This is a genomic window from Streptomyces sp. NPDC102259 (assembly GCF_044766465.1).
Classification (GTDB): domain Bacteria; phylum Actinomycetota; class Actinomycetes; order Streptomycetales; family Streptomycetaceae; genus Streptomyces.
The window spans coordinates 884,353-903,962 of sequence record NZ_JBIWMA010000002.1; the positions used below are offsets into that span (position 1 = coordinate 884,353).

Annotated in this window: 21 protein-coding genes and 1 pseudogene; 12 read left to right on the forward strand and 10 right to left on the reverse strand. The window is 72.6% G+C overall.

Translation table 11 applies throughout. From position 1 onward, the window contains the following. Nucleotide 1: 1 nt before the first annotated feature. The 4 genes from ACIRPU_RS08510 to ACIRPU_RS08525 form a co-directional block, all read right to left on the reverse strand. On the reverse strand, nucleotides 2-1,237 hold the full coding sequence (locus ACIRPU_RS08510) for a DUF4032 domain-containing protein (protein ID WP_403863377.1): 1,236 nt from the start codon (nucleotides 1,235-1,237) through the stop codon (nucleotides 2-4). A 9-nt stretch (nucleotides 1,238-1,246) separates the two neighbouring features. Continuing rightward, complete coding sequence (locus ACIRPU_RS08515) at nucleotides 1,247-1,996, reverse strand: MBL fold metallo-hydrolase (RefSeq protein WP_403863380.1); 750 nt, start codon at nucleotides 1,994-1,996, stop codon at nucleotides 1,247-1,249. Between the two features lie 50 nt (nucleotides 1,997-2,046). Then, nucleotides 2,047-2,229, reverse strand: a complete 183-nt coding sequence (locus ACIRPU_RS08520; protein WP_403863383.1) for a hypothetical protein — start codon at nucleotides 2,227-2,229, stop codon at nucleotides 2,047-2,049. A 106-nt stretch (nucleotides 2,230-2,335) separates the two neighbouring features. Then, the gene (locus ACIRPU_RS08525; RefSeq protein ID WP_403863386.1) at nucleotides 2,336-2,965 is read right to left on the reverse strand and encodes an alpha-ketoglutarate-dependent dioxygenase AlkB; all 630 of its coding nucleotides are present in this window, start codon (nucleotides 2,963-2,965) and stop codon (nucleotides 2,336-2,338) included. A 139-nt stretch (nucleotides 2,966-3,104) separates the two neighbouring features. Between ACIRPU_RS08525 and ACIRPU_RS08530 the strand changes: the two genes are divergently transcribed. Both ACIRPU_RS08530 and ACIRPU_RS08535 read left to right on the forward strand, forming a co-directional pair. Then, on the forward strand, nucleotides 3,105-3,761 hold the full coding sequence (locus ACIRPU_RS08530) for a TetR/AcrR family transcriptional regulator (RefSeq protein WP_355706910.1): 657 nt from the start codon (nucleotides 3,105-3,107) through the stop codon (nucleotides 3,759-3,761). Between the two features lie 29 nt (nucleotides 3,762-3,790). Then, entirely contained in the window at nucleotides 3,791-5,464 is a 1,674-nt protein-coding gene (locus ACIRPU_RS08535) for an FAD-binding dehydrogenase (RefSeq protein ID WP_403863389.1), read from the forward strand. Between the two features lie 17 nt (nucleotides 5,465-5,481). On the opposite strand, the gene ACIRPU_RS08540 is transcribed toward ACIRPU_RS08535, so the two are convergent. Beyond that, nucleotides 5,482-5,841, reverse strand: a complete 360-nt coding sequence (locus ACIRPU_RS08540) for a DUF488 family protein (protein WP_355706908.1) — start codon at nucleotides 5,839-5,841, stop codon at nucleotides 5,482-5,484. 161 nt (nucleotides 5,842-6,002) lie between these two features. Here ACIRPU_RS08540 and ACIRPU_RS08545 point away from each other — a divergent pair. The 4 genes and pseudogenes from ACIRPU_RS08545 (at nucleotide 6,003) to ACIRPU_RS08560 (ending at nucleotide 10,855) form a co-directional block, all read left to right on the forward strand. Continuing rightward, a pseudogene (locus tag ACIRPU_RS08545) lies at nucleotides 6,003-7,420 on the forward strand (M1 family metallopeptidase). A gap of 59 nt (nucleotides 7,421-7,479) precedes the next feature. Continuing rightward, on the forward strand, nucleotides 7,480-8,268 hold the full coding sequence (locus ACIRPU_RS08550) for a hypothetical protein (protein ID WP_403863393.1): 789 nt from the start codon (nucleotides 7,480-7,482) through the stop codon (nucleotides 8,266-8,268). A gap of 17 nt (nucleotides 8,269-8,285) precedes the next feature. Further along, on the forward strand, nucleotides 8,286-8,984 hold the full coding sequence (locus ACIRPU_RS08555; RefSeq protein ID WP_403863396.1) for a response regulator: 699 nt from the start codon (nucleotides 8,286-8,288) through the stop codon (nucleotides 8,982-8,984). Then, nucleotides 8,981-10,855 (forward strand): sensor histidine kinase, encoded by a 1,875-nt coding sequence (locus ACIRPU_RS08560; RefSeq protein ID WP_403863399.1) that lies wholly within the window; start codon nucleotides 8,981-8,983, stop codon nucleotides 10,853-10,855. The genes ACIRPU_RS08555 and ACIRPU_RS08560 overlap by 4 nt, the downstream gene beginning before the upstream one ends. Before the next feature lie 140 nt (nucleotides 10,856-10,995). Here the strand turns inward: ACIRPU_RS08560 and ACIRPU_RS08565 are convergent, their stop codons facing one another. Both ACIRPU_RS08565 and ACIRPU_RS08570 read right to left on the reverse strand, forming a co-directional pair. Beyond that, nucleotides 10,996-11,244: a WhiB family transcriptional regulator gene (locus ACIRPU_RS08565; RefSeq protein ID WP_355706903.1), complete on the reverse strand. Its 249-nt coding sequence runs from the start codon at nucleotides 11,242-11,244 to the stop codon at nucleotides 10,996-10,998. 100 nt (nucleotides 11,245-11,344) lie between these two features. Further along, nucleotides 11,345-12,562 (reverse strand): saccharopine dehydrogenase family protein, encoded by a 1,218-nt coding sequence (locus ACIRPU_RS08570; protein WP_403863402.1) that lies wholly within the window; start codon nucleotides 12,560-12,562, stop codon nucleotides 11,345-11,347. Between the two features lie 145 nt (nucleotides 12,563-12,707). Here ACIRPU_RS08570 and ACIRPU_RS08575 point away from each other — a divergent pair, with 145 nt between their 5' ends. After that, nucleotides 12,708-13,415 (forward strand): TetR/AcrR family transcriptional regulator, encoded by a 708-nt coding sequence (locus ACIRPU_RS08575; protein WP_403863405.1) that lies wholly within the window; start codon nucleotides 12,708-12,710, stop codon nucleotides 13,413-13,415. Here the strand turns inward: ACIRPU_RS08575 and ACIRPU_RS08580 are convergent. Next, nucleotides 13,405-14,307 (reverse strand): LysR family transcriptional regulator ArgP, encoded by a 903-nt coding sequence (locus tag ACIRPU_RS08580; RefSeq protein WP_403863408.1) that lies wholly within the window; start codon nucleotides 14,305-14,307, stop codon nucleotides 13,405-13,407. The two genes, ACIRPU_RS08575 and ACIRPU_RS08580, sit on opposite strands and share 11 nt — an antisense overlap. Nucleotides 14,308-14,384: 77 nt before the next feature. On the opposite strand from ACIRPU_RS08580, the gene ACIRPU_RS08585 reads away from it, so the two are divergent. Together ACIRPU_RS08585 and ACIRPU_RS08590 are read left to right on the forward strand one after the other, a co-directional pair. Then, nucleotides 14,385-14,999: a LysE/ArgO family amino acid transporter gene (locus ACIRPU_RS08585; RefSeq protein WP_403863411.1), complete on the forward strand. Its 615-nt coding sequence runs from the start codon at nucleotides 14,385-14,387 to the stop codon at nucleotides 14,997-14,999. Nucleotides 15,000-15,125: 126 nt separating this feature from the next. After that, a complete protein-coding gene (locus ACIRPU_RS08590) occupies nucleotides 15,126-16,430 on the forward strand; it encodes an MFS transporter (protein ID WP_403863414.1) in 1,305 nt (434 codons plus the stop codon). A gap of 154 nt (nucleotides 16,431-16,584) precedes the next feature. On the opposite strand, the gene ACIRPU_RS08595 is transcribed toward ACIRPU_RS08590, so the two are convergent. Together ACIRPU_RS08595 and ACIRPU_RS08600 are read right to left on the reverse strand one after the other, a co-directional pair. Beyond that, nucleotides 16,585-17,040, reverse strand: coding sequence for a cyclic nucleotide-binding domain-containing protein (locus tag ACIRPU_RS08595; protein ID WP_403863417.1), 456 nt, complete (start codon nucleotides 17,038-17,040; stop codon nucleotides 16,585-16,587). 309 nt (nucleotides 17,041-17,349) lie between these two features. After that, entirely contained in the window at nucleotides 17,350-17,580 is a 231-nt protein-coding gene (locus ACIRPU_RS08600) for a hypothetical protein (protein WP_403863420.1), read from the reverse strand. 192 nt (nucleotides 17,581-17,772) lie between these two features. Here ACIRPU_RS08600 and ACIRPU_RS08605 point away from each other — a divergent pair, with 192 nt between their 5' ends. The 3 genes from ACIRPU_RS08605 to ACIRPU_RS08615 all read left to right on the forward strand — a co-directional run bounded on the left by ACIRPU_RS08605 (nucleotide 17,773) and on the right by ACIRPU_RS08615 (nucleotide 19,558). After that, on the forward strand, nucleotides 17,773-18,216 hold the full coding sequence (locus tag ACIRPU_RS08605; protein WP_403863423.1) for an ATP-binding protein: 444 nt from the start codon (nucleotides 17,773-17,775) through the stop codon (nucleotides 18,214-18,216). Nucleotides 18,217-18,438: 222 nt separating this feature from the next. Next, nucleotides 18,439-19,257 carry a SigB/SigF/SigG family RNA polymerase sigma factor gene (locus ACIRPU_RS08610; RefSeq protein ID WP_403863426.1) on the forward strand — a complete coding sequence of 273 codons (819 nt, stop codon included), beginning with the start codon at nucleotides 18,439-18,441 and terminating at the stop codon, nucleotides 19,255-19,257. Nucleotides 19,258-19,300: 43 nt separating this feature from the next. Continuing rightward, complete coding sequence (locus ACIRPU_RS08615) at nucleotides 19,301-19,558, forward strand: DUF5133 domain-containing protein (RefSeq protein ID WP_403863429.1); 258 nt, start codon at nucleotides 19,301-19,303, stop codon at nucleotides 19,556-19,558. Nucleotides 19,559-19,610: the final 52 nt, after the last annotated feature.

Sequence of the window (19,610 nt, forward strand, 5' to 3'; positions counted from 1 at the left end):
CTCACTCCGGGATCGTCGGCTCCAGGGTCTCCCGCGCCTTGGGCAGGATCTTCTGGATGTAGTCCTCGACCGCCGTGTCGAGCCCGATGTCGTGCTGCGCGTGCTCCGAGAGGTACCAGCGGTGTTCGAGGAGCTCGTGGTAGATCTCCGCCGCGTCCATGGAGCCGCGCAGCTCGAGGGGGACCGCGCGCACGGTGGGCCGGAACACGTCGCGTACCCAGCGGTGCGCCAGCACCTCCGGGCGGGCCGTGAGGGGGTCGCCCGGGGCGTAGTCGTCCTGGGTGGCCATCCAGCTCTCCAGGTCGTTCAGCAGCCGCCGGGCCTGGTTCTCCTCGGTGTCCAGGCCGGTGAGGCGCAGCAGTTGACGCTGGTGGTGGCCCGCGTCGACGACCTTCGGCACGAAGGTGACCGTGTCGCCGTTGGAGGAGTGCTCGATCTGCATCTCGGCGACGTCGAAACCCAGCTCGTTGAGCCTGCGGATCCGGCGCTCGATGTAGTGGTACTTGCCCGCCGGGTAGACCGAGGCGCGGGTCAGCTCCTGCCACAGCGCCCCGTAGCGGGCGCAGATCTCGGTGCCGAACTCGATCGGGTCCACCGAGGGGTGCAGCGCCCCGGACGCCTCCAGATCGAGCAGCTCGCCGCTGATGTTGACGCGGGCGAGGTCGAGGTCGTAGTCGCGCTGGCCGGGGCTCAGCTGGGCGTGCAGGTCGCCGGTCTCGGCGTCGACGAGATAGGCGGCGTAGGCGCCCGCGTCCCGCCGGAACAGCGTGTTGGACAGTGAGCAGTCGCCCCACGCGAACCCGGCCAGATGCAGCCGCACCAGCAGCACGGCGAGGGCGTCCATGAGCCGGTGCATGGTCGCCGGGCGCATCGTCGTCTCGAACATCGAGCGGTACGGCATCGAGCCGCCCAGGTGCCGGGTGACCAGCACCGGCTCCAGCGCGAGGCCGCCCGCGTCGGCGCGGCCGGTGACCACGGCCAGCGGGTCGACGGCGGGGATGCCGAGCCGGTCCAGGTCGCGCAGCAGCTCGTACTCGCGCAGCGCGGGGCGTTCGGCGAGCTCCTTGACGGCGATCACCTCGTCGCCTGCCTGGGCGTAGCGCACCACGTGGCGGGAGATGCCGCGCGGCAGCGGGACGAGGACCTCCTCGGGCCACTCCTCCAGGGGCAGGTGCCAGGGCAGCTCCAGCAGGAGTGCCGGATGCTCCGGGTTGGTGGCGCTGATCTGCAAAGCCATGGCCTGACCTTAGACGGCGCGTTCGCGCGCCTGCTGGGCCGCCGCCTTCACGGACCCCTGGTGCAGCGGGCCGTGCCCGGGCAGCAGCAGGTCGCCCGCCAGCCCCTCGATCACGTCCAGGGACTCCACCGCGCGGCCCCGCTCGTGGTGGAACATGTCCGGCAGCAGCTGCGGCCCCGTCAGGCGCGAGGTCGGGTGGCCGCTGACCAGGGCGTCGCCGGAGACGACGACGCCCGCCTGCGGCAGGTGGAAGACGGCGTGGCCGCTGGTGTGGCCGGGGGTGTGCACCGGGACGGGACGGCCGGGCAGGTCGAGCGCTCCGCCGTCGCCCGGGAACGCCTCGGGCGCGGTGACCGGGTGCTGCTCCGTGCCGCCGGAGCGCAGCGCGTGCACCGTCCAGGGCAGCACGCCGGGCCGCCAGCCGTTCCTCAGCACCTCGCCCACGGTCACCTGCTGGAGGAAGTCCCGGCGGGCGTGCGGCACTTCGGCCTCGTGCAGATACACCGGGGTGCCGTACACCGAGCGCAGGTGCTCGGCGGAGCCCAGGTGGTCGTTGTGGGCGTGGGTGATCAGTACGGCCGTGACGGCCTCCGGCGAACTGCCCACGAAGGCGAGGGAGTCCAGGACCAGCTGGCGGTCTCCCGGGTAGCCGGTGTCGATCAGGGTGACGGCGTCCCCTTCGGTGAGGATGACCCAGTTGGTGTTGCTGCCGTGCACCAGGTAGGTGCCGTCCGCCACTTGCCGTACGTCTGCCCGCATGGCCGTCCCGTGTCCTGGAGATTCGTGCTCGACGGGGACAGCAAAGCAGATCAGCGGGTGGATGTGGACGGTGGGGCTCCACGCATGCCGAACAGCGATCCCGTCACCCGGGTCCGGCGCACCCCGTACTCGTACACCAGCAGGAGCGCCGTCAGCGAAGCGGTCACGATCACCGCGTACTTGACGACGATCGGCGCCGACCAGCCGACCACGCCGTGGGCGAAGGCGACCACCCCACGAGGAAGAGCATGGGCATCGCCCACACAACCCCGAGCCCCGCGACGACGGTGACGACATCGGTCGTGTCGCGGTCAGGACACAGGTACCGTCGGCTCCGTTTCAGCGCACGCCGTCCGGGCGGAACTGGACGCTGATGCGCGGCCCGGCGGCGCGGGTGGACTTTGGGACGCAGTGCTCCCAGGTCCGCTGGCAGGAGCCGCCCATCACGATCAGGTCACCGTGCCCCAGCGGGCGCCGCGTCGTCTCGCCGCCGCCTGCCGGGCGCAGCAGCAGGTCGCGCGGGGAGCCCACGGAGAGGATCGCCACCATGGTGTCCTGCCGGGCGCCGCGGCCGATCCGGTCGCCGTGCCAGGCGACGCTGTCCCGGCCGTCGCGGTAGTGGCACAGACCGGCGGTGACGAAGGGCTCGCCCAGTTCCTCGGCGTAGTGCGCGGACAGGGCCCGACGCGCCTGGGTCAGCACCGGGTGGGGCAGCTCCTCGCCGGCTCCGTAGAACGCGAGCAGGCGCGGTACGTCGATGACGTTGTCGTACATCTTCCGGCGCTCGGCACGCCACGGGACCTCGGCGGCCAGCTGTTCGAACAGGGCGTCCGATCCGGTGAGCCAGCCCGGCAGCACGTCGATCCAGGCGCCCGCGCCGAGCGTGGTCCGGCGGATCCCGTCGAGGGGGCCGAGGCGCAGTTCGTCGGTCTGGTCGAAGAGGGAGCCCTGGAGGTGGTGCGTGGTCATGGTTCCAGCGTACGCCTTAATCGAAAATATGTTCCCTTCGGTTGTCGCACGCGCGAGCGAGGGTGATGCGGCTTGTTTCGAGAGGCCTTTCGATACATCGGTGTATCGGATACATTCCCGTATCGAACGGAGGTCCGAGATGGCGGCGAAGCAGACCGAACAGACGGCCGAGCAGTCCGGACGGACGACCGGGCGCGTCACCCGGCGCCGGGTCCGCACCCGGGCCAAGCTGCTGGACGCCGCGTTCGAGGTGTTCGCCGCCAAGGGCTTCGGGCGGGTCTCCATCGAGGAGGTCTGCGAGGCCGCCGGCTACAGCAGGGGCGCCTTCTACTCCAACTTCGACAGCCTGGACGAACTCTTCTTCGCCCTCTACCGGCAACGGGCCGACCTGATCGCCGAGCAGGTGTCCGGCGCCCTCGCCCTCGACGGACCCGACCTCGACGTGCCCGCGGCCGTCGACCGCGTCACCGAGGTGCTCCTCCTCGACCTGGACTGGCTCCTGGTGAAGACCGACTTCCTGGTGCACGCCGCACGCGCTCCGGACGTCGCCCAGACCCTGCTGGAACACCGGGCGCGGCTGCGGCGGGCGATCGCCGACCGGCTCGCCCGGGCCCGGGGCCTCGCCACCCTGCCGGCCGTGCTCGGGGACGTCGACAGCGCGGCGCACGCCGTGGTCGCCGCCTACGACGGAGTCACCGCCCAACTGCTGCTGGACAAGGACGTCGAGGGCGCCCGTGTCTGGCTGAAGCAACTGCTCACCGCGCTGCTGACCGACGGCAGCGGCACCCCGGAATGACCTCTTTCAGGAGAAAGGCAGCGGACGCCATGGACGCGGACGTCATCGTCGTCGGAGCGGGCCTCGCGGGCCTGGTCGCGGCCCACGAACTCACCAGCAGGGGCCGGCGGGTCGCCCTGGTCGACCAGGAGAACGCGGCCAACCTCGGCGGCCAGGCGTTCTGGTCCTTCGGCGGGCTCTTCCTCGTCGACTCGCCGGAGCAGCGTCGCCTCGGCATCAAGGACTCCTTCGACCTCGCCTGGAGCGACTGGCAGGGCAGCGCGCAGTTCGACCGCGCCGACGACGAGGACTCCTGGGCGGTGCGCTGGGCGCGCGCCTACGTCGAGTTCGCGGCGGGGGAGAAGCGGACCTGGCTCGCCGGGCACGGGATCTCCTTCGTGCCGACCGTCGGCTGGGCGGAGCGCGGCGACCTGCGCGCCGACGGACACGGCAACTCCGTGCCCCGCTTCCACGTCGCCTGGGGCACCGGCACGGGCGTCGTCGAACCGTTCGTGCGGTACGCCAAGCAGGCCGCGAAGGACGGGCTGCTGACCTTCTACCACCGGCACCAGGTGGACGAGCTGGTCCTCGAGGACGGCGCCGCCCGCGGGGTGCGCGGCACGGTCCTCGCCCCCGACGACTCCGCGCGCGGCGTCGCCTCGAACCGCGACCGGATCGGCGACTTCGAGCTGACCGCCCAGGCCGTGGTCGTCACCAGCGGCGGCATCGGCGCCGACCACGACATCGTGCGGCGCTACTGGCCCGAGCGGCTCGGCACACCACCCGCCGAGATGGTCACCGGGGTCCCCGCCTACGTCGACGGCCGCATGCTCGACATCAGCGCCGAGGCCGGCGTCCGGCTGGTCAACCGCGACCGCATGTGGCACTACACCGAGGGCATCCAGAACTGGGACCCGATCTGGCCCGGCCACGGCATCCGCATCCTGCCCGGCCCGTCCTCCCTGTGGTTCGACGCCCTCGGCCGCCGCCTGCCCGACCCGTGTCTGCCGGGCTACGACACCCTCAACACGCTCAAGTACCTGCGCACGACCGAGGACATCGCCGGGCACGACCACTCCTGGTTCATCCTCACGCGCAAGATCGTCGAGAAGGAGTTCGCGCTCTCGGGCTCCGAGCAGAACCCGGACATCACCGCCAAGGACCGCAGGGCCGTCCTGCGCGACCGGCTGCTCGGCAAGGGCGCTCCGGCGCCGGTGCAGGCGTTCCTGGACCGCGGCGCGGACTTCGTCATCGCCGACACCCTCGACAAGCTCGTCGAGAAGATGAACGGCCTGACGGAGAAGCCGCTGCTCGACGTGGACGGCCTGCGCCGTCAGATAGAGGCCCGCGACCTCCAGATCGCCAACCCGTACGCCAAGGACTCCCAGGTCCAGGGCATCCGCAACGCCCGCCGCTACATCGGCGACCGGCTCGGCCGGGTCGCCACCCCGCACCGGATCCTGGACCCCGGGGCCGGCCCGCTCATCGCCGTCAAGCTGCACGTCCTCACCCGCAAGACCCTCGGCGGCATACAGACCGACCTCGACTCGCGCGCCCTGGGCGCCGACGGACAGCCGGTCGAGGGCCTGTACGCGGCGGGCGAGGTGGCCGGCTTCGGCGGCGGCGGCGTGCACGGCTACAACGCCCTCGAAGGCACCTTCCTCGGCGGCTGCCTCTTCTCCGGCCGGGCCGCAGGCCGGGCCGCGGCCCGGCAGACCGGCTGACGGACCGGCACGGGTCGTCAGGGCTGGTCCGCCTCCAGCAGGCGGACCAGCACCGCCGTGTGGCTCTGCGCCGGGGACTTCGCGGACGTCAGCAGCGTCACCGGGCCCTCGCGGACCGACTCACGCAGCCGGTCGAGGAGTCCGGCCGCCTCCGGGGCGGTCAGCTCAGCCTCGTAGCGCCGCGCGAACTCCTCGTACGGCCCCTCGCCCGCGTGGTACCAGCGGCGCAGTTCGGTCGACGGGGTGAGGCCCTTGGGCCACTCGTCCACGCGGGCCGCGTCCTTGGACACACCGCGCGGCCACAGCCGGTCGACCAGGACCCGCACCCCGTCGTCGGGCTCGGGCGGGTCGTAGACGCGACGCACGCGGACACTCATGGGCGGGCCGTCCGTCCGTTGTCGGGTGGGCAGGTCCTGCCGAGCGTAGGCCCCGCAGGCCCGCGGACACCGCTCGGCTTGACCTGAACGAGGGGGAGGAACGGGGCCCCAGTCCCTAGTCTGAGGACGTTTGATCACACGCCACCCCCCCAGGAGCGCACGTGACACAGTCCCGCAGACGCGCCACCACCCTTCTGCGCCGCGAAACCGTCGCCCTCACCGTCCCCGTCGCCCTGGCGGCGCTGCTCACGGCGGCCGGACCCGCCACCGCGGCCGGACCGACGGGCGCCGCGGGCGTCGGCGACCCCTACTTCCCGCTCGCCGGCAACGGCGGCTACCACGTGACCCACTACGACCTGACCCTCCGCTACGACCCGGGCAGCCGGCACCTCGACGGCCAGGCGGTCCTGACCGCCCGCGCCACCCAGCGGCTGACCCGCTTCGACCTCGACCTCCAAGGACTGAAGGTCACCGGCCTGACCGTCGACCACGTCAAGGCCGCACACCGGCGCGACGGCCAGGAACTCGTCGTCACACCGCGGCGCGCCCTGCGCAAGGGCGAGCGGTTCCAGGTCTCCGTCGCCTACCACGGCACCCCCGCCCCGGTCACCGACCCCGACGGCTCCCTCGACGGCTGGATCCCCACCGACGACGGGGCCTTCGTCGCCGGCGAACCGCAGGGCGCCATGACCTGGTTCCCGGCCAACAACCACCCCCTCGACAAGTCCTCCTACGACTTCACGATCACCGTCCCCGAGGACCGCGCCGCCGTCGCCAACGGCGTCCTCCTCGGCCGGCGCACCACGAACGGCAGGACGACCTTCCGCTGGCGCCAGAGCGAACCCATGGCCGCCTACCTCGCCACCGCCACCGTGGGGAAGTTCCAGGTCGAGCAGTACACGACCCGCGCCGGCCTCAACGTCTACGACGCCGTCGACCCACGCGAGGCCGCGGCCGCCGCGCCCGTCCTCAAGCAGCTGCCCTCCGTGCTGGAGTGGGAGAGCGGGCTGTTCGGGCCCTACCCGTTCCGCGCCGCCGGCTCCATCGTCGACCACGCCCCGGACGTCGGCTACGCCCTGGAGACCCAGTCCCGGCCCGTGTACGACCGGGCCCCGACCTGAGCACCCTCGTCCACGAGAGCGCCCACCAGTGGTTCGGCGACTCCGTCTCCCTCACCTCCTGGAAGGACATCTGGCTCAACGAGGGCTTCGCCACCTACACCGAGTGGCTCTACGCCGAACAGCACGGCGGCAGCACCGCCCAGGAGACCTTCGACGCCCTGTACGCCCGCCCCGCCACCGACGGCCTGTGGGCGTTCCCGCCCGGCGGCCCCGGCAGCGGCGCGCACATCTTCGGCACCCCCGTCTACGCCCGCGGCGCCATGACCCTGCACGCCCTGCGCACCGCCGTCGGAGACCGAGCCTTCTTCCGCGTCCTGCGCGCCTGGGCCACCGCGCACCGCCACGGCCACGGCACCACCGCCCAGTTCGAACGGCTTGCGGAACGGGAGTCCGGGCAGGACCTCGGCGCGCTGTTCCGGACCTGGCTGTACGGCCGGGGCAAGCCCGGCAGGCCGTAGCGCCCGAACAGGCCCCGGAACCTGACGAGTTCCACACACCTGTCGACGACAGTCGAACGATGATCACCCCTCGTCGCCGGGCCGCGCTGCTCGCCGCGTCCCTCCTGCTCACCGGATGCGGCGGCGGCGCGGCGGCCACGCCGGAGCACCGGCCCGGCGCCACCGCCGCCGGCCCACCGGAGAGGCCCGGCCCACCGGAGAGGCCCGGCGCACCGGCGACGCCCGGCACACCCGCGCCCGTGGTCTCCGTCGAGGCGGCACCGCGGGGGATACCCGGCCTGGGGACGAAGACCCTGGCGGCCGTGCCCGACGACGCGGCTCAGGTGGTCGTGGTGACCGGCCGGGGCCGCGACTCCCCGCTCTCCACGGTGGTCCTGTACCGGCGTGCCGAGGCCGGCTGGCAGGCGGGGGAGCCATGGCCCGCGCACAACGCGCTGCACGGCTGGAGCGACCACCACAGGGGCGGCGACCTGCGCTCGCCCATCGGCGTCTACGGCCTCACCGACGCCGGCGGCCTGCTGCGCGACCCCGGCACCCGGCTCTCCTACGACCGCGGCACCGGCTTCACCTCGCCCGGCACCGGATTCGAGGGCGAATCGCTGCGAGGCTCCTTCGACTACGTGATCGCGATCGACTACAACCGCGAGCCCGGCACCTCGCCCCTCGACTGGACCCGCCCCCTCGGCGCCGAACGCGGCGGCGGCATCTGGCTGCACGTCGACCACGGCGGCCCCACCCACGGCTGTGTGAGCATCGCCGAGCAGCACATGAAGGAGCTGCTCCTCGCCCTGGACCCCGCCCTGCACCCTGTGGTCGTCATGGGCGACCATGCCTCTCTGGCCCGCTGAACAAACGGAGTTGTCGCGTGTGCGCTCATGTACTGGTCGCCGAGGACGACGCGATGCAGGCCGAACTCATCCGCCGCTCGCTGCTCGCCGAGGGGCACACCGCCACCGTCGTGCACGACGGCGCGGCCGCGCTGGACGCGGTGCGGCGCGACCGGCCCGACCTCGTCGTCCTCGACCTCATGCTGCCGGTCATCGACGGCTTCGGGGTGTGCCGGGTGCTGCGCCGGGACGACGACGTCCCGGTCCTGATGCTGACCGCCCGGGCCGGCGAGGACGATGTGCTGCTGGGCCTGGAACTGGGCGCCGACGACTACATGACCAAGCCCTACAGTCCACGCGAGCTGATGGCCCGCATCCGTACCGTCCTGCGGCGCAGCGGGCGGGCCGGCGCCGACCGGCGGGACGACGCCGTCGTCCGGGCCGCGGGGCTCGCCGTCGATCCCGAGCGGCACGAGGTGCGCTGCGCCGGCGAGCCGGTGGAGTGCACACCGGCCGAGTTCCAGATCCTGCTGGCCATGGCCGCCGAACCCGAACGGGTCTTCTCCCGACGTCAGTTGCTCCAGTGCACCCGCGGCTTCGACCGGGCCTCGACGGAACGGGCGATCGACGTGCACATCATGAACCTGCGCCGGAAGATCGAGGCCGACCCGCGCAGACCCGAGCGGCTGCTGACGGTGTTCGGCGTCGGTTACAAACTCAGCGGCGGCCACGCGTGAACCCCGCCCGCACCCGCACCCGCACCCGCATACCGCTGCGCAAGCGACTGCTGGTCCGTCTGCTGATCGCGTCCGTCCTGATCGCCGTGTGCTCGGTGGCCGCCACCGCCTGGCTCGCCGTCACCACCACCACCCGCGCGCTGCGGGAGGAACAGGGCCAGGCCCTCGCCGACGACATGGACATCCTCGCGCAGCTCAGCGGCTACGCCGCCGCCCACCCCGAATGGACGGGCGTCGAGGCGACGGTCCGTGACCTGTCCGCGCGGACCGGCCGGCGCATCGCCCTGACCACCGCCGACCGCACACCCCTGGCCGACTCCGCGCCGCGCGGCACCTCCCTGCCGCCGAGCGCCGCCGCCAGCGTCGACCCGCTGCGCACCGACACCTACAGCGAGCCGGGCGCCCAGCTGAGCGGAACCGACCCGCGCGTGGTGGGCCCCTACCGGCTCACCCCGAACGAACGCGCGGAACTCGACGGCGCGGCCCGCGCCCGGCAGCGCTGCCTCTCCCGCTACGGCATCGACACGACCGTCACCCACGCCCCGAGCGGTCGTCCGGTGGTCACCGGCACGGACTCCACCACCTCCGGATACCTGGCCGAGGAGTGCGGGGACGGGCAACGGCAGCTCGACACGCCCATGCCCACGGAGGGGAAGGCGCTGACAGCGCTCCAGGAGCGCGCCGGCGGCTGTCTGACCCGTGCGGGCCTGGACCCCGGCACGCCCCTGCTGTTCGGCGCCGGCCTGCCCGGCACGTCCGTCCGCAGCCCGACCCCGGCGCCCGCGTTCGTCAAGGTGGCGGGCGGCCGGGACGGGGACGGCAAGGCGGCCCTGCACGCGGCCCAGACCTGTCTGGAGAGCGCCCGGCGCGCCCAGCTCGACCCGTACGTCGCCCCGGTCGCCGAGTTGTTCCTGGGCGTCGGGGACGACGGCGCGGCTCCCCGCTGGGTCATGTCCCCCGCCAACAAGGCGAAGGTCGTCGGCGCGGCCGGGCTGGTGCTGGCCGTGACCGTCGCCGTCACCGTCGTCGTCGCCACCCGCCTGGTACGGCCCCTGCGCGCCCTGACCGAGGCCGCGGGGCAGCCCCCGGACCGGCACGTCCGCGTGCCCGTCACGACGCGCGACGAGACCGGGCTCCTCGCGGAGGCCTTCAACGACCTGGCCGAACGCCGGGAACGGCTGGAGGCCCAGCGCAAGGCGTTCGTCAGCGATGTGGCGCACGAACTGCGCAGCCCGCTCACGAACATCCGGGGGTGGCTGGAGGTCGCCCGCGACGGCCTCGTGGAACCCGACACCGAACTGCTCGGCGCCCTGCACGAGGAGGCCCTGCTGCTCCAGCGCGTCATCGACGACCTGCGCGACCTCGCGGCGGCCGACGCGGGCACCCTGCGGCTGCACCGCGAACCGGTGCCCGCCGACGATCTGCTCGCCCAGGTCACCGCCGCCCACCGGGTCGCCGCCGACACGGCCGGCGTGCGCCTGCGCACCGAGACCGAGGGCGCTCCCTGGCTGGACGCCGACCCGGTGCGGCTGCGGCAGGCGCTCGGCAACCTGGTCACCAACGCGGTACGCCACACCCCGCCCGACGGCACGGTCACCCTGACCGCCCGGGGGGACGGCGAGCGGGTCGTCCTGGAGGTCGCCGACACCGGCACGGGAATCGCCGCCGAGGATCTACCGCATGTCTTCGAGCGGTTCTGGCGGGCGGAGAAGTCACGCAGCCGCCGCACCGGCGGCAGCGGTCTCGGTCTGCCGATCGTCCGTCAGCTGACGGACGCCCACGGCGGCACGGCGCAGGCGGCGAGCACCCCGGGCGCGGGCAGCGTCTTCACTCTGCGGCTGCCCGCGGCGACGGCGCCCGGAGACGGCTAGCCGGCCGCCCAGCCGCCGTCCGGGCGTGGGCCGCCGCGCCGGGCCGGCCGGTGACCGGCCGGCCCGGACGTCCATCTGCGGCCCGAACGCCGATCTGCGGCCCGGCCGTTCGGGCGCCGGCTCGGGCATCGACCCGCGGCTCACGAGCTGCGTCGGGCCCTGATGCGCCGCTTGAGGGCGCGTCGTTCGTTCTCGCTCGTGCCGCCCCAGACCCCGAGGCTCTGATCGGTCTCCATGGCCCACCCCAGGCAGGCCTCCTGTACCGGGCAGCGTCGGCAGACCGTCTTCGCCTGCTCCGTCTGGAGCAGTGCCGGACCGGAGGTACCGATCGGGAAGAAGAGGTCGGGGTCCTCGTGGCGGCACTCGGCGTGCTCTCGCCAGTCGTCCATCGAAGTCACCTGCGATCTCGTCGTGTGTGCTTTTCCGGAGTTGCTCCCGAGCGGGTCACCGCAGGGGCGGCGGTGAAACCGGGCAGGCCCGGAAAAACGTTCACTGCTCCCGTTGCCCCCACGGGGAGCCGTACGCCGTGAGCAGGTCGAGGAAGGGGCGGGGCGGGAACGCCTCGGGGCCCAGGACCCCCGCGCCGGACCACGCGCCCGTGGCGAGCAGTTCGAGGGCGACCACCGGGTTGACGGCGGTCTGCCACACCACGGCCTGGCTGCCGTACTCGGCCATGGACCACTGGTTGTCGACCACGTGGTACAGGTACACGTCGCGTGGCGCGCCGTCCTTCACGCCCCGCACCCAGGTCCCCGCGCAGGTCTTGCCGTGCATCAACTCGCCCAGGGTCGCCGGGTCGGGCAGACAGGCGGCCACCACGTCCCGGGGCGAGACCCGCACCGGTCCCTGCTCGCCGGGCACGGTGACGGGTGCGGTGCGGTCCAGTCCCAGCAGGTGCAGCGTCTTCAGGGTCTCGATGAACTCGTTGCCCAGGCCGTACTTGAAGGTGACCCGGCGCGCCTTCACCCAGCGCGGCACGAGCAGCACCTCCTCGTGCTCGACGTTCACGCACTCCACCGGCCCGATGCCCTCGGGGAAGTCGAACACCTCGGGTTCACTGAAGGGCGCGGTGGTGAACCAGCCCCGGTCGGCCTCGTAGACCACCGGCGGGTTCAGACACTCCTCGATGGTGGTCCAGATGTTGAAGGAGGGCGCGAAGTCGTGGCCGTCGACGGTGAGGTCGGCGCCGTCGCGGATGCCGATCTCCTCGATCTCGTCGAAGAGTTCGTCGGCGGCGTACCGGGCGAAGACGTCCGACAGACCCGGCTCGACCCCCATGCCGACCAGGGCCAGGGCGCCTGCCTCGGCCCAGTCGTCGGCCTCGGCGAACTGCGCGTCGCCGAGCCGGACCCCGCACTCCTCGTACGGCCGGTCGGGGTGTGGCCGCGACAACGACATCGCCATGTCGACGTAGGTGGCCCCGGCGGCGCGCGCCGCACGGAACAGCGGCATCACGAAACGCGGGTCGGTGGCGTTGAGCAGGACGTCGCAGCGGTGGCGGGCGAGCAGGTCGGCCACCGCCGCCTCGTCGCCTGCGTCGACGCGCTCGGCGTGGAAGCGGTCGTCGCCGGCAATCGCGTCGACGGCGGCGGTGGCACGGGCGGGGTCGTAGTCGGCGACCACCAGCGCCTCGAAGAACGGACGGCGGGCGGCGATGCGGGTGATGGCGGTGCCCACACCGCCGGCGCCCACGAGCAGGACACGCATGACGAGAACTCCCTCGGCTGAGGCTGCGAACGAAGGTGTGCGAAGGGGGGCCCTGAGAGAGATACAACGCCGCGCGTCCGCGTAAGGTCAATGGCGTTGGCATAAGACCGGTGAGTGCGGGACGAGGGGACGAGGGGCGAGGACCGTGGCCAAACAGGTCGTACCCGAGGAGAAGCGGCGCCGGCGCCGGCCCACCAGGAGCGGCATCGTGCTGTCCGAGCGGCTGATCGTCGAGGCGGCGCTGCGCCTCCTGCGCGAGCACGGCAGCGCCGGCCTCACCGCCCGCCGTCTCGGCATCGCCCTCGACTGCGACCCCAGCACCCTCTACCGGTACTTCCGGGGCATGGACGAGCTGACCCTGGCCATCGGCGACGCGCTCGTCGGCGAGGCGTTGCGCGGCTGGCGGCCGACGGGGGAGTGGCGCACGGATCTGCACACCGTCGGGCTGCGTATCCACGCCGCCTACGTCGCCCATCCGCAGGCCGCCCAGCTGACCGCGAGCCGGGTGACCGGCCGGGCCAACGAACTCGCCGCCGACGAGGCCGTCCTGGACGTGCTGCGCACCGCCGGGTTCCCGCTGCCGGACACCGTGCGGATCTACCACGCCTTCATCGACCAGACGCTGGCCTTCGCCGCCCTGGACGCCGCGTCCCTGGCCCTGCCGCGGGCCGCGCAGCGCGCCGACGAAGCGGTGTGGCGCTCGACGTACGCCCGGCTGCCCGCCGAGACCCACCCCCGGATCGCCGAGGCGGCCCCGCTGCTGTCGACCCGCATGGTGACCAGCGCCTATCCGACGGCGCTGGAGATGCTGCTGGACAGTGCGCAGGCGACGCTGGCCGGGCTCAGCTCCTGAGGGCCTCGGCCGCCGTCGCCGTCACCGCGTCCGCCACCGCCGCCAGTGCCGGGGAGTCCAGCTTCCACTGCTGCCAGTACAGCGGGACGTCCAGCGGGCGTTCGGGGGCGAGACAGACCAGGCGCCCGGAGCGCAGCAGCGGGCCGGACTGCGCCTCGGGCACCATGCCCCAGCCGAGGCCTGCGACCACGGCGGCCACGAAACCCTCCGAGGTCGGCACGGCCTGTCGTACCGCACTCGCACCGCCGGCGCCCCGGCGCAGCCCGCGGACGAACGCGTCCTGGAGGTCGTCGCTCCGGTCGAAGGTCATCACCGGCGCCCGGGCGAGGGTTTCGTGGAGCGGGCCGTCGACCAGATGGCGGGCGACGAAGTCCGGGGTCGCGGCGGCCAGATAGCGCATCGTGCCCAGGGCCCGCACGGAGCAGCCGGTCACGGCCTCGGGCGACGAGGTCACCGCGGCCATCACCAGCCCTTCCCGCAGCAGCTCCGCCGTGCGGGTCTCGTCCTCGCGGTGCAGTTCGAAGCAGAGCCGCGGCTCGCGCGGCACCCGGGTCAGGGCCGGCAGGAACCAGGTGGCGAGCGAGTCCGCGTTCACCGCGACCGTCACCCTGGCCGGCTCATCCTCGCCGCTCATGCCCAGTTCGGACCGCGTGTCGCGTTCGAGCCGGGCCAGCTGGCGGGCGAACCGGACGACGATCTCGCCCGACTCCGTGGCCCGCACCGGCTTGGTGCGCAGCAGCAGCACCCGGCCCGTGCGCTGCTCCAGTGCCTTGACCCGCTGACTGACCGCCGACGGGGTCAGATGCAGGGCGGCGGCGGCCGCGTCGAAGGTGCCCTCGTCCACCACCGCGAGCAGCGTGCGCACCTGGTCGAGCGGGAGGTCCGTCATCATCCGATCATCACGAAAGCTAATGATACGTAAGAATCTTTAGCTGTACGTACAGTGATCGCTTCCCTAGCGTGGACGTCATGTCCCACACCCTCAGCGCCGCGGTCGCCGGTTTCGGCACCGGTCTGTCGCTCATCGTCGCCATCGGCGCCCAGAACGCCTTCGTCCTGCGTCAGGGCATCCGCCGTGACGCCGTCCTCGCCGTCGTCGGGATCTGCGCCCTGTCCGACGCACTGCTCATCGCCCTGGGTGTGGGCGGGGTGGGCGCGCTGGTGGTGGCCTGGCCCGGGGCGCTGACCGCGGTCGGCTGGATCGGCGGCCTGTTCCTGCTCTGCTACGGGGCCCTGGCGGCCCGGCGGGCGTTCCGTCCCACGGGTGCGCTGGCGGCCGAGGGGGAGAGCGCGGGCTCCATGCGCCGGGCCGTGCTGACCTGTCTGGCGCTGACCTGGCTCAACCCGCACGTCTACCTCGACACGGTCTTCCTGCTCGGTTCCGTCGCCGCCGACCGTGGCCCGCTGCGCTGGACCTTCGGTCTCGGCGCCGCTCTCGCCAGCCTGTGCTGGTTCGCCGCGCTGGGCTTCGGCGCCCGGCTGCTCGGCCGGTTCCTGACCCGGCCGGCCGCCTGGCGCGTCCTGGACGGTCTCGTCGCCGCCACGATGATCGTCCTCGGGGTGACGCTCGTCGTCGGGGCCTGAGCCGCTGACGGCTCGTCATACGCCGTCCGCAATCTGAGATCTCGCGTCCACAGAGCGGTGAATGCACAGCGGGTGCTGGGATAGTGACCTCCGGACCGAAAGATGTAACGAGCAACCAGGAATCGCGTGGACACGAGCGAGAGCAGCACCGCACCCGAGGCCGAGGAGACCGAACCGAGTCCGCGGGAGCGGCCCCGGCGGGGCTGGCGCCGCTGGGCGATGGACACCCGACCGCTGCGCCGGCCGGCCTACCGGCGACTGTGGTCCTCGACCATCGTCACGGCCGTGGGCAGCCAGCTCACCGCCGTCGCGGTGCCCAAGCAGATCTACGACATCACCGGCTCCTCCGCCTGGGTCGGCTACGCGAGCCTCGCCGGGCTGGTGCCGATGGTGCTGTTCGCGCTGTGGGGCGGCGCGGTCGCCGACACCGTCGACCGGCGCAAGCTGCTGCTGGTCACCAATACCGGTATCGCCGTCACCTCGGTGCTGTTCTGGCTCCAGGCGGTCTCGGGACTCGACTCGGTGGCCGTGCTGATGGTGCTGCTCGCCACCCAGCAGGCGTTCTTCGGCCTCAACGCGCCGGCCCGCAACGCCTCCATCGCCCGACTGGTCCCGGCGGACGAACTCGCCGCCGCCAACGCCCTCGGCTCGACCGTCATGCAGACCGGTCTGGTCGCCGGGCCGCTGCTCGCGGGCTCCCTGATCCCCGTCATCGGCCTGCCCGAGCTGTACCTCCTCGACGCCGTCGCGCTGTGCGTGACGCTGTGGGCCGTGGCCCGCCTGCCCGCGCTGCCGCCCCTGGCGAGCGCCACCGCCCGGCGCGCCGGAGTGCGGGAGATCGTCGAGGGGTTCCGCTACATCTCCGGGCACAAGGTCCTGCTGCTGTCCTTCCTCGCCGATGTCATCGCCATGGTCTTCGGCATGCCCCGGGCCCTGTTCCCACAGCTCGCCGCCGAGACGTACGCCTCCTACGGCGAGGGGCTCGCCCTCGGCCTGCTGTTCGCCGCGATCCCCATCGGCGCGGTGCTGGGCGGCCTGTTCTCCGGCACGTTCTCCCGGGCGCGGCGGCACGGCTGGATGGTCATCGGCGCGGTCGTCGCCTGGGGCGCGGCGATTGCCGGGTTCGGACTGAGCGGCAGCCTGTGGCTCGCCGTGGTGTTCCTGGTCTGCGCCGGGGTCGCCGACATGGTCTCCATGGTCTTCCGCGGGGCGATCCTGCTGTCCGCCGCCACCGACGAGATGCGCGGCCGTATGCAGGGCGTCTTCACGGTCGTCGTCGCGGGCGGCCCACGGCTGGCCGACGCCCTGCACGGCACCGCGGGCGCCGCCTTCGGGCCCCGGGTCGCGGTCGCGGGCGGCGGCCTGCTGGTCGTCGCGTCGATGCTGGGCCTGGCGGCCGCCGTGCCCGCACTGCGCCGGTACCGCGTCTGATCCCCTACCGCATCCGAGCCGGTACTGAGTCCGAGCCAGTACTGAGTCTGAGCCGGTACCGCATCTGGGTCGGTACAGCGTCCGAGCCGGTACCGCGTCTGATCCCGTACGGCGTCCGAACCGGTACCGCTACTGCGCCCGAGCCGGGCGCGGTCTACAGCACCCCGCGCCTTTGTGCCCCGTACTGCTCCATCAGCTTGCCCCGGGTCGTCTCGAGACGGTGCGCCAGGATCTCGGCCACGATCCGTATCAGCGACAGCCCGAGCGCCGGATCCTCGTCGCACAGTGCGAGCACCGGCTGCGCCTCGAACTCGTAGGCGCGTACGGGGCTGAAGGCCTCCGCGCCGAAGTCCCACCGGTAGGGCGGGAACAGCCACGACCAGCCCAGCAGGTCGCCGGCGCCGAGGCTCGCGACGGTGACCCGCCGCAGGGACGTCACCTGCTGGACGAGCGAGACCGCGCCGGAACGGATGACCCAGAAACGGTCGGCGGCGCCTCCCGCGTCGAAGATCCGGGCGTCCTCCGGGAAGGACACCTCACGGGCGAGCGTCATCAGGCGCTGACGCTGGGGCGGGGGAAGGGCGGTCAGCAGTTTCGTCGCTTTGGTCATGACCCGGAGCTCCTCGCCGACGATCGGTGGGGTTGCTTCCCCTTCCCATTTCAGCCGCTGCCGACGCCTCGGGCACCTCGGCGGGCCGCACTTTTCGCACGAGGGTCATGAGGGCGGCCGTGAGGGCATGGGAAAGCCCTGGCTGGACGGGGGAGGCCAGCCAGGGCAGTAAAGGGTGGTGCACGGAGGAGGAGTGGCTTCGACCCCGCTCACCAGCTATGAATGAACCGTAAACCATTCGCGGAGATTTTGTGCACTCGAAACCAGGTCCCGTGACCTGTTTCACGTCCACGCGGCTCGGTTCTCACGTCACTGCGGCTCGGCGCTCCGGCCGGGCGTCACGATCTCGTCCAGCACCTTGAGCACCGCTTCGTAGGCGAGACCCCGGGTCCGGGCGTCCCGCGCGTCGTCCGCGCGCTCCGTGCCGGCCCGGGCGAGGTCCGCGCTCCGGGCCCGCCAGGCCAGCAACTCCTCGTGGGCGCAGGCCCTCGCCCGCTGGATGCGCCGCAGCAGTTCGTCCGAGTCCACCACATCGGTCATGTGGTTCGCCTACCCGGATCGGCGGGACGAATGCTCCCCGTCCGGGAGGTTTGGCCGTCGCGGGGGCGGCCAGCCGGAAGGGAGACGACCGCACCGTGTGGTGGAGGAGGGCGCCGGGTGCGGATGGGGTGTCGAACCCACCGCGCAGGCGCGGTCGTCCGACCAGCCGGGACCAGCCAGGGGAGCGAAGGGATGCGTACGAACGACTCGACCGACCACGGGGGTGCGCAGGACGGCGCCTTCGGGCGCGGAGGGCACGAGCAGTGCCGTCCTGCCGACGTCCGCAGCGCGGTCCGGCAGGCGGTGAGCGGAAGCTGCGGAGCCATCGGCTGCCCGTACGACGAGGACGGCCTCTCGGACGCCCTCCTCGTCGCCTCGGAACTGACGACCAACGCGATCCTGCACGGTGGCGGCATCACCGGATTCGACGTCGACATGGACGGGCCGGCCGTGCGCGTCTCCGTCAGCGACCGCAGCGACCGGCTGCCGGTCACCACCGACCCGCTCGACGAACAGGGGCGACAGCGCACCGGCGGTCGCGGTTGGCCGATCGTCTGCCGGCTGGCCCGCAACGTCAGGGTGGCCTGTCTGCCCTCCGGCGGTAAGCGCATCACCGCCGTCGTCCCCGTGTTCTGACCCGGGCGCCGACCGGCCCGGGATGCGGATCGCGAACCTGTGAACGCCTTTCCCGCACGCGGAGTTTGTTCCTCCGGGGGTAGGGCAGACGGAATTTCGTGCTTCGGACCGGAGGCGCGCCGACGGGAGCGACTTGTCCGCTCCGGGGCGCCGCACGCGCTCCGGACGGCCAAAGTTTCCGTCGCCAGTCCCTGAGACCACCGTTCAGGAGAGCGATACCGCATGCCTATCGACATGTCGACAAGCCGTCCTTCCGTATCCGCCCCCGCCACCGCGCAGTTGAGGCGCACTCACGCCGACGCGCCCGACACCATGAGCCGGTTCGCCCGGCTGGTCACCCTGGAAGAGGGCCCCGAGCGGGACGCCGTACGCGACGAGCTCGTCACCGCCTGGCTGCCCATGGCCCACCGCATCGCCGGCCGCTTCCGCGACCGTGGCGAGGCGATCGAGGACCTGCGGCAGGTCGCGGCGCTGGGACTGGTCAAGGCCGTCGACCGTTTCGACCCCGAGCGCGGAGCCTTCGAGAGCTATGCCGTGCCCACCATCACCGGGGAGATCAAGCGGCACTTCCGGGACCGGATGTGGGCGCTGCGCGTGCCCCGCCGGGTACAGGAACTGCGCAACAAGGTGCGCGTCGCCCGCCGGGAGCTCACGCAGAATCCCGGGGCGGCCGAGCCGTCCGTCGCCGACATCGCCACCCACACCGGGCTCACCGAGGACGAGGTGAGCGCCGGCCTGGAGGCCCTGGAGAGCTTCAGCACCCTCTCGCTGGACGCCGAGACCTCGGCCGGTGACGACGGCTACAGCCTCGCCGACACCCTGGGCGACTCCGACTCCTCCTTCGACGTCGTGGTCGACCGCGAGTCCGCCAAGGAAGGCCTGCGCCGGCTGCCGGAACGCGAGCGCGCCATTCTCTACATGCGGTTCTTCGAGGACATGACACAGAGCAGGATCGCCGACCAACTGGGCATCTCCCAGATGCACGTGTCCCGGCTCATCAGCCGCAGCTGTGAGCGGGTGCGCCAGGAAGCCCTGCGCTGACGGCGCGACATCCACCCATTCCGAACGGAGGAGAAGCAGACCGATGCTCATGCCGCATCCCGCTGTCCTGCGCAGACTCGTCGACGAGTACGAAGCGCTGACGCGACCCGGATCCGCCGAGGCCCCGCCGCAGGAACAGGCACAGGCGCGTGATCTCGCCTACACGCTGTGCGTCTCCACCGGCACGCGCGACGTGAGACACGCCCTGGAGACGGCACGTCAATGGCTCGAGGCGGCGTCGGCCGCCGACGACGCGGCGATGCGCCCGCCGACCGACAAAGACCCACACGTGTACGCCTGACCGGGCGGGGTGGACGCGCAGGATCCGCGTCCACCCCGCCGCTCTTGTGTAA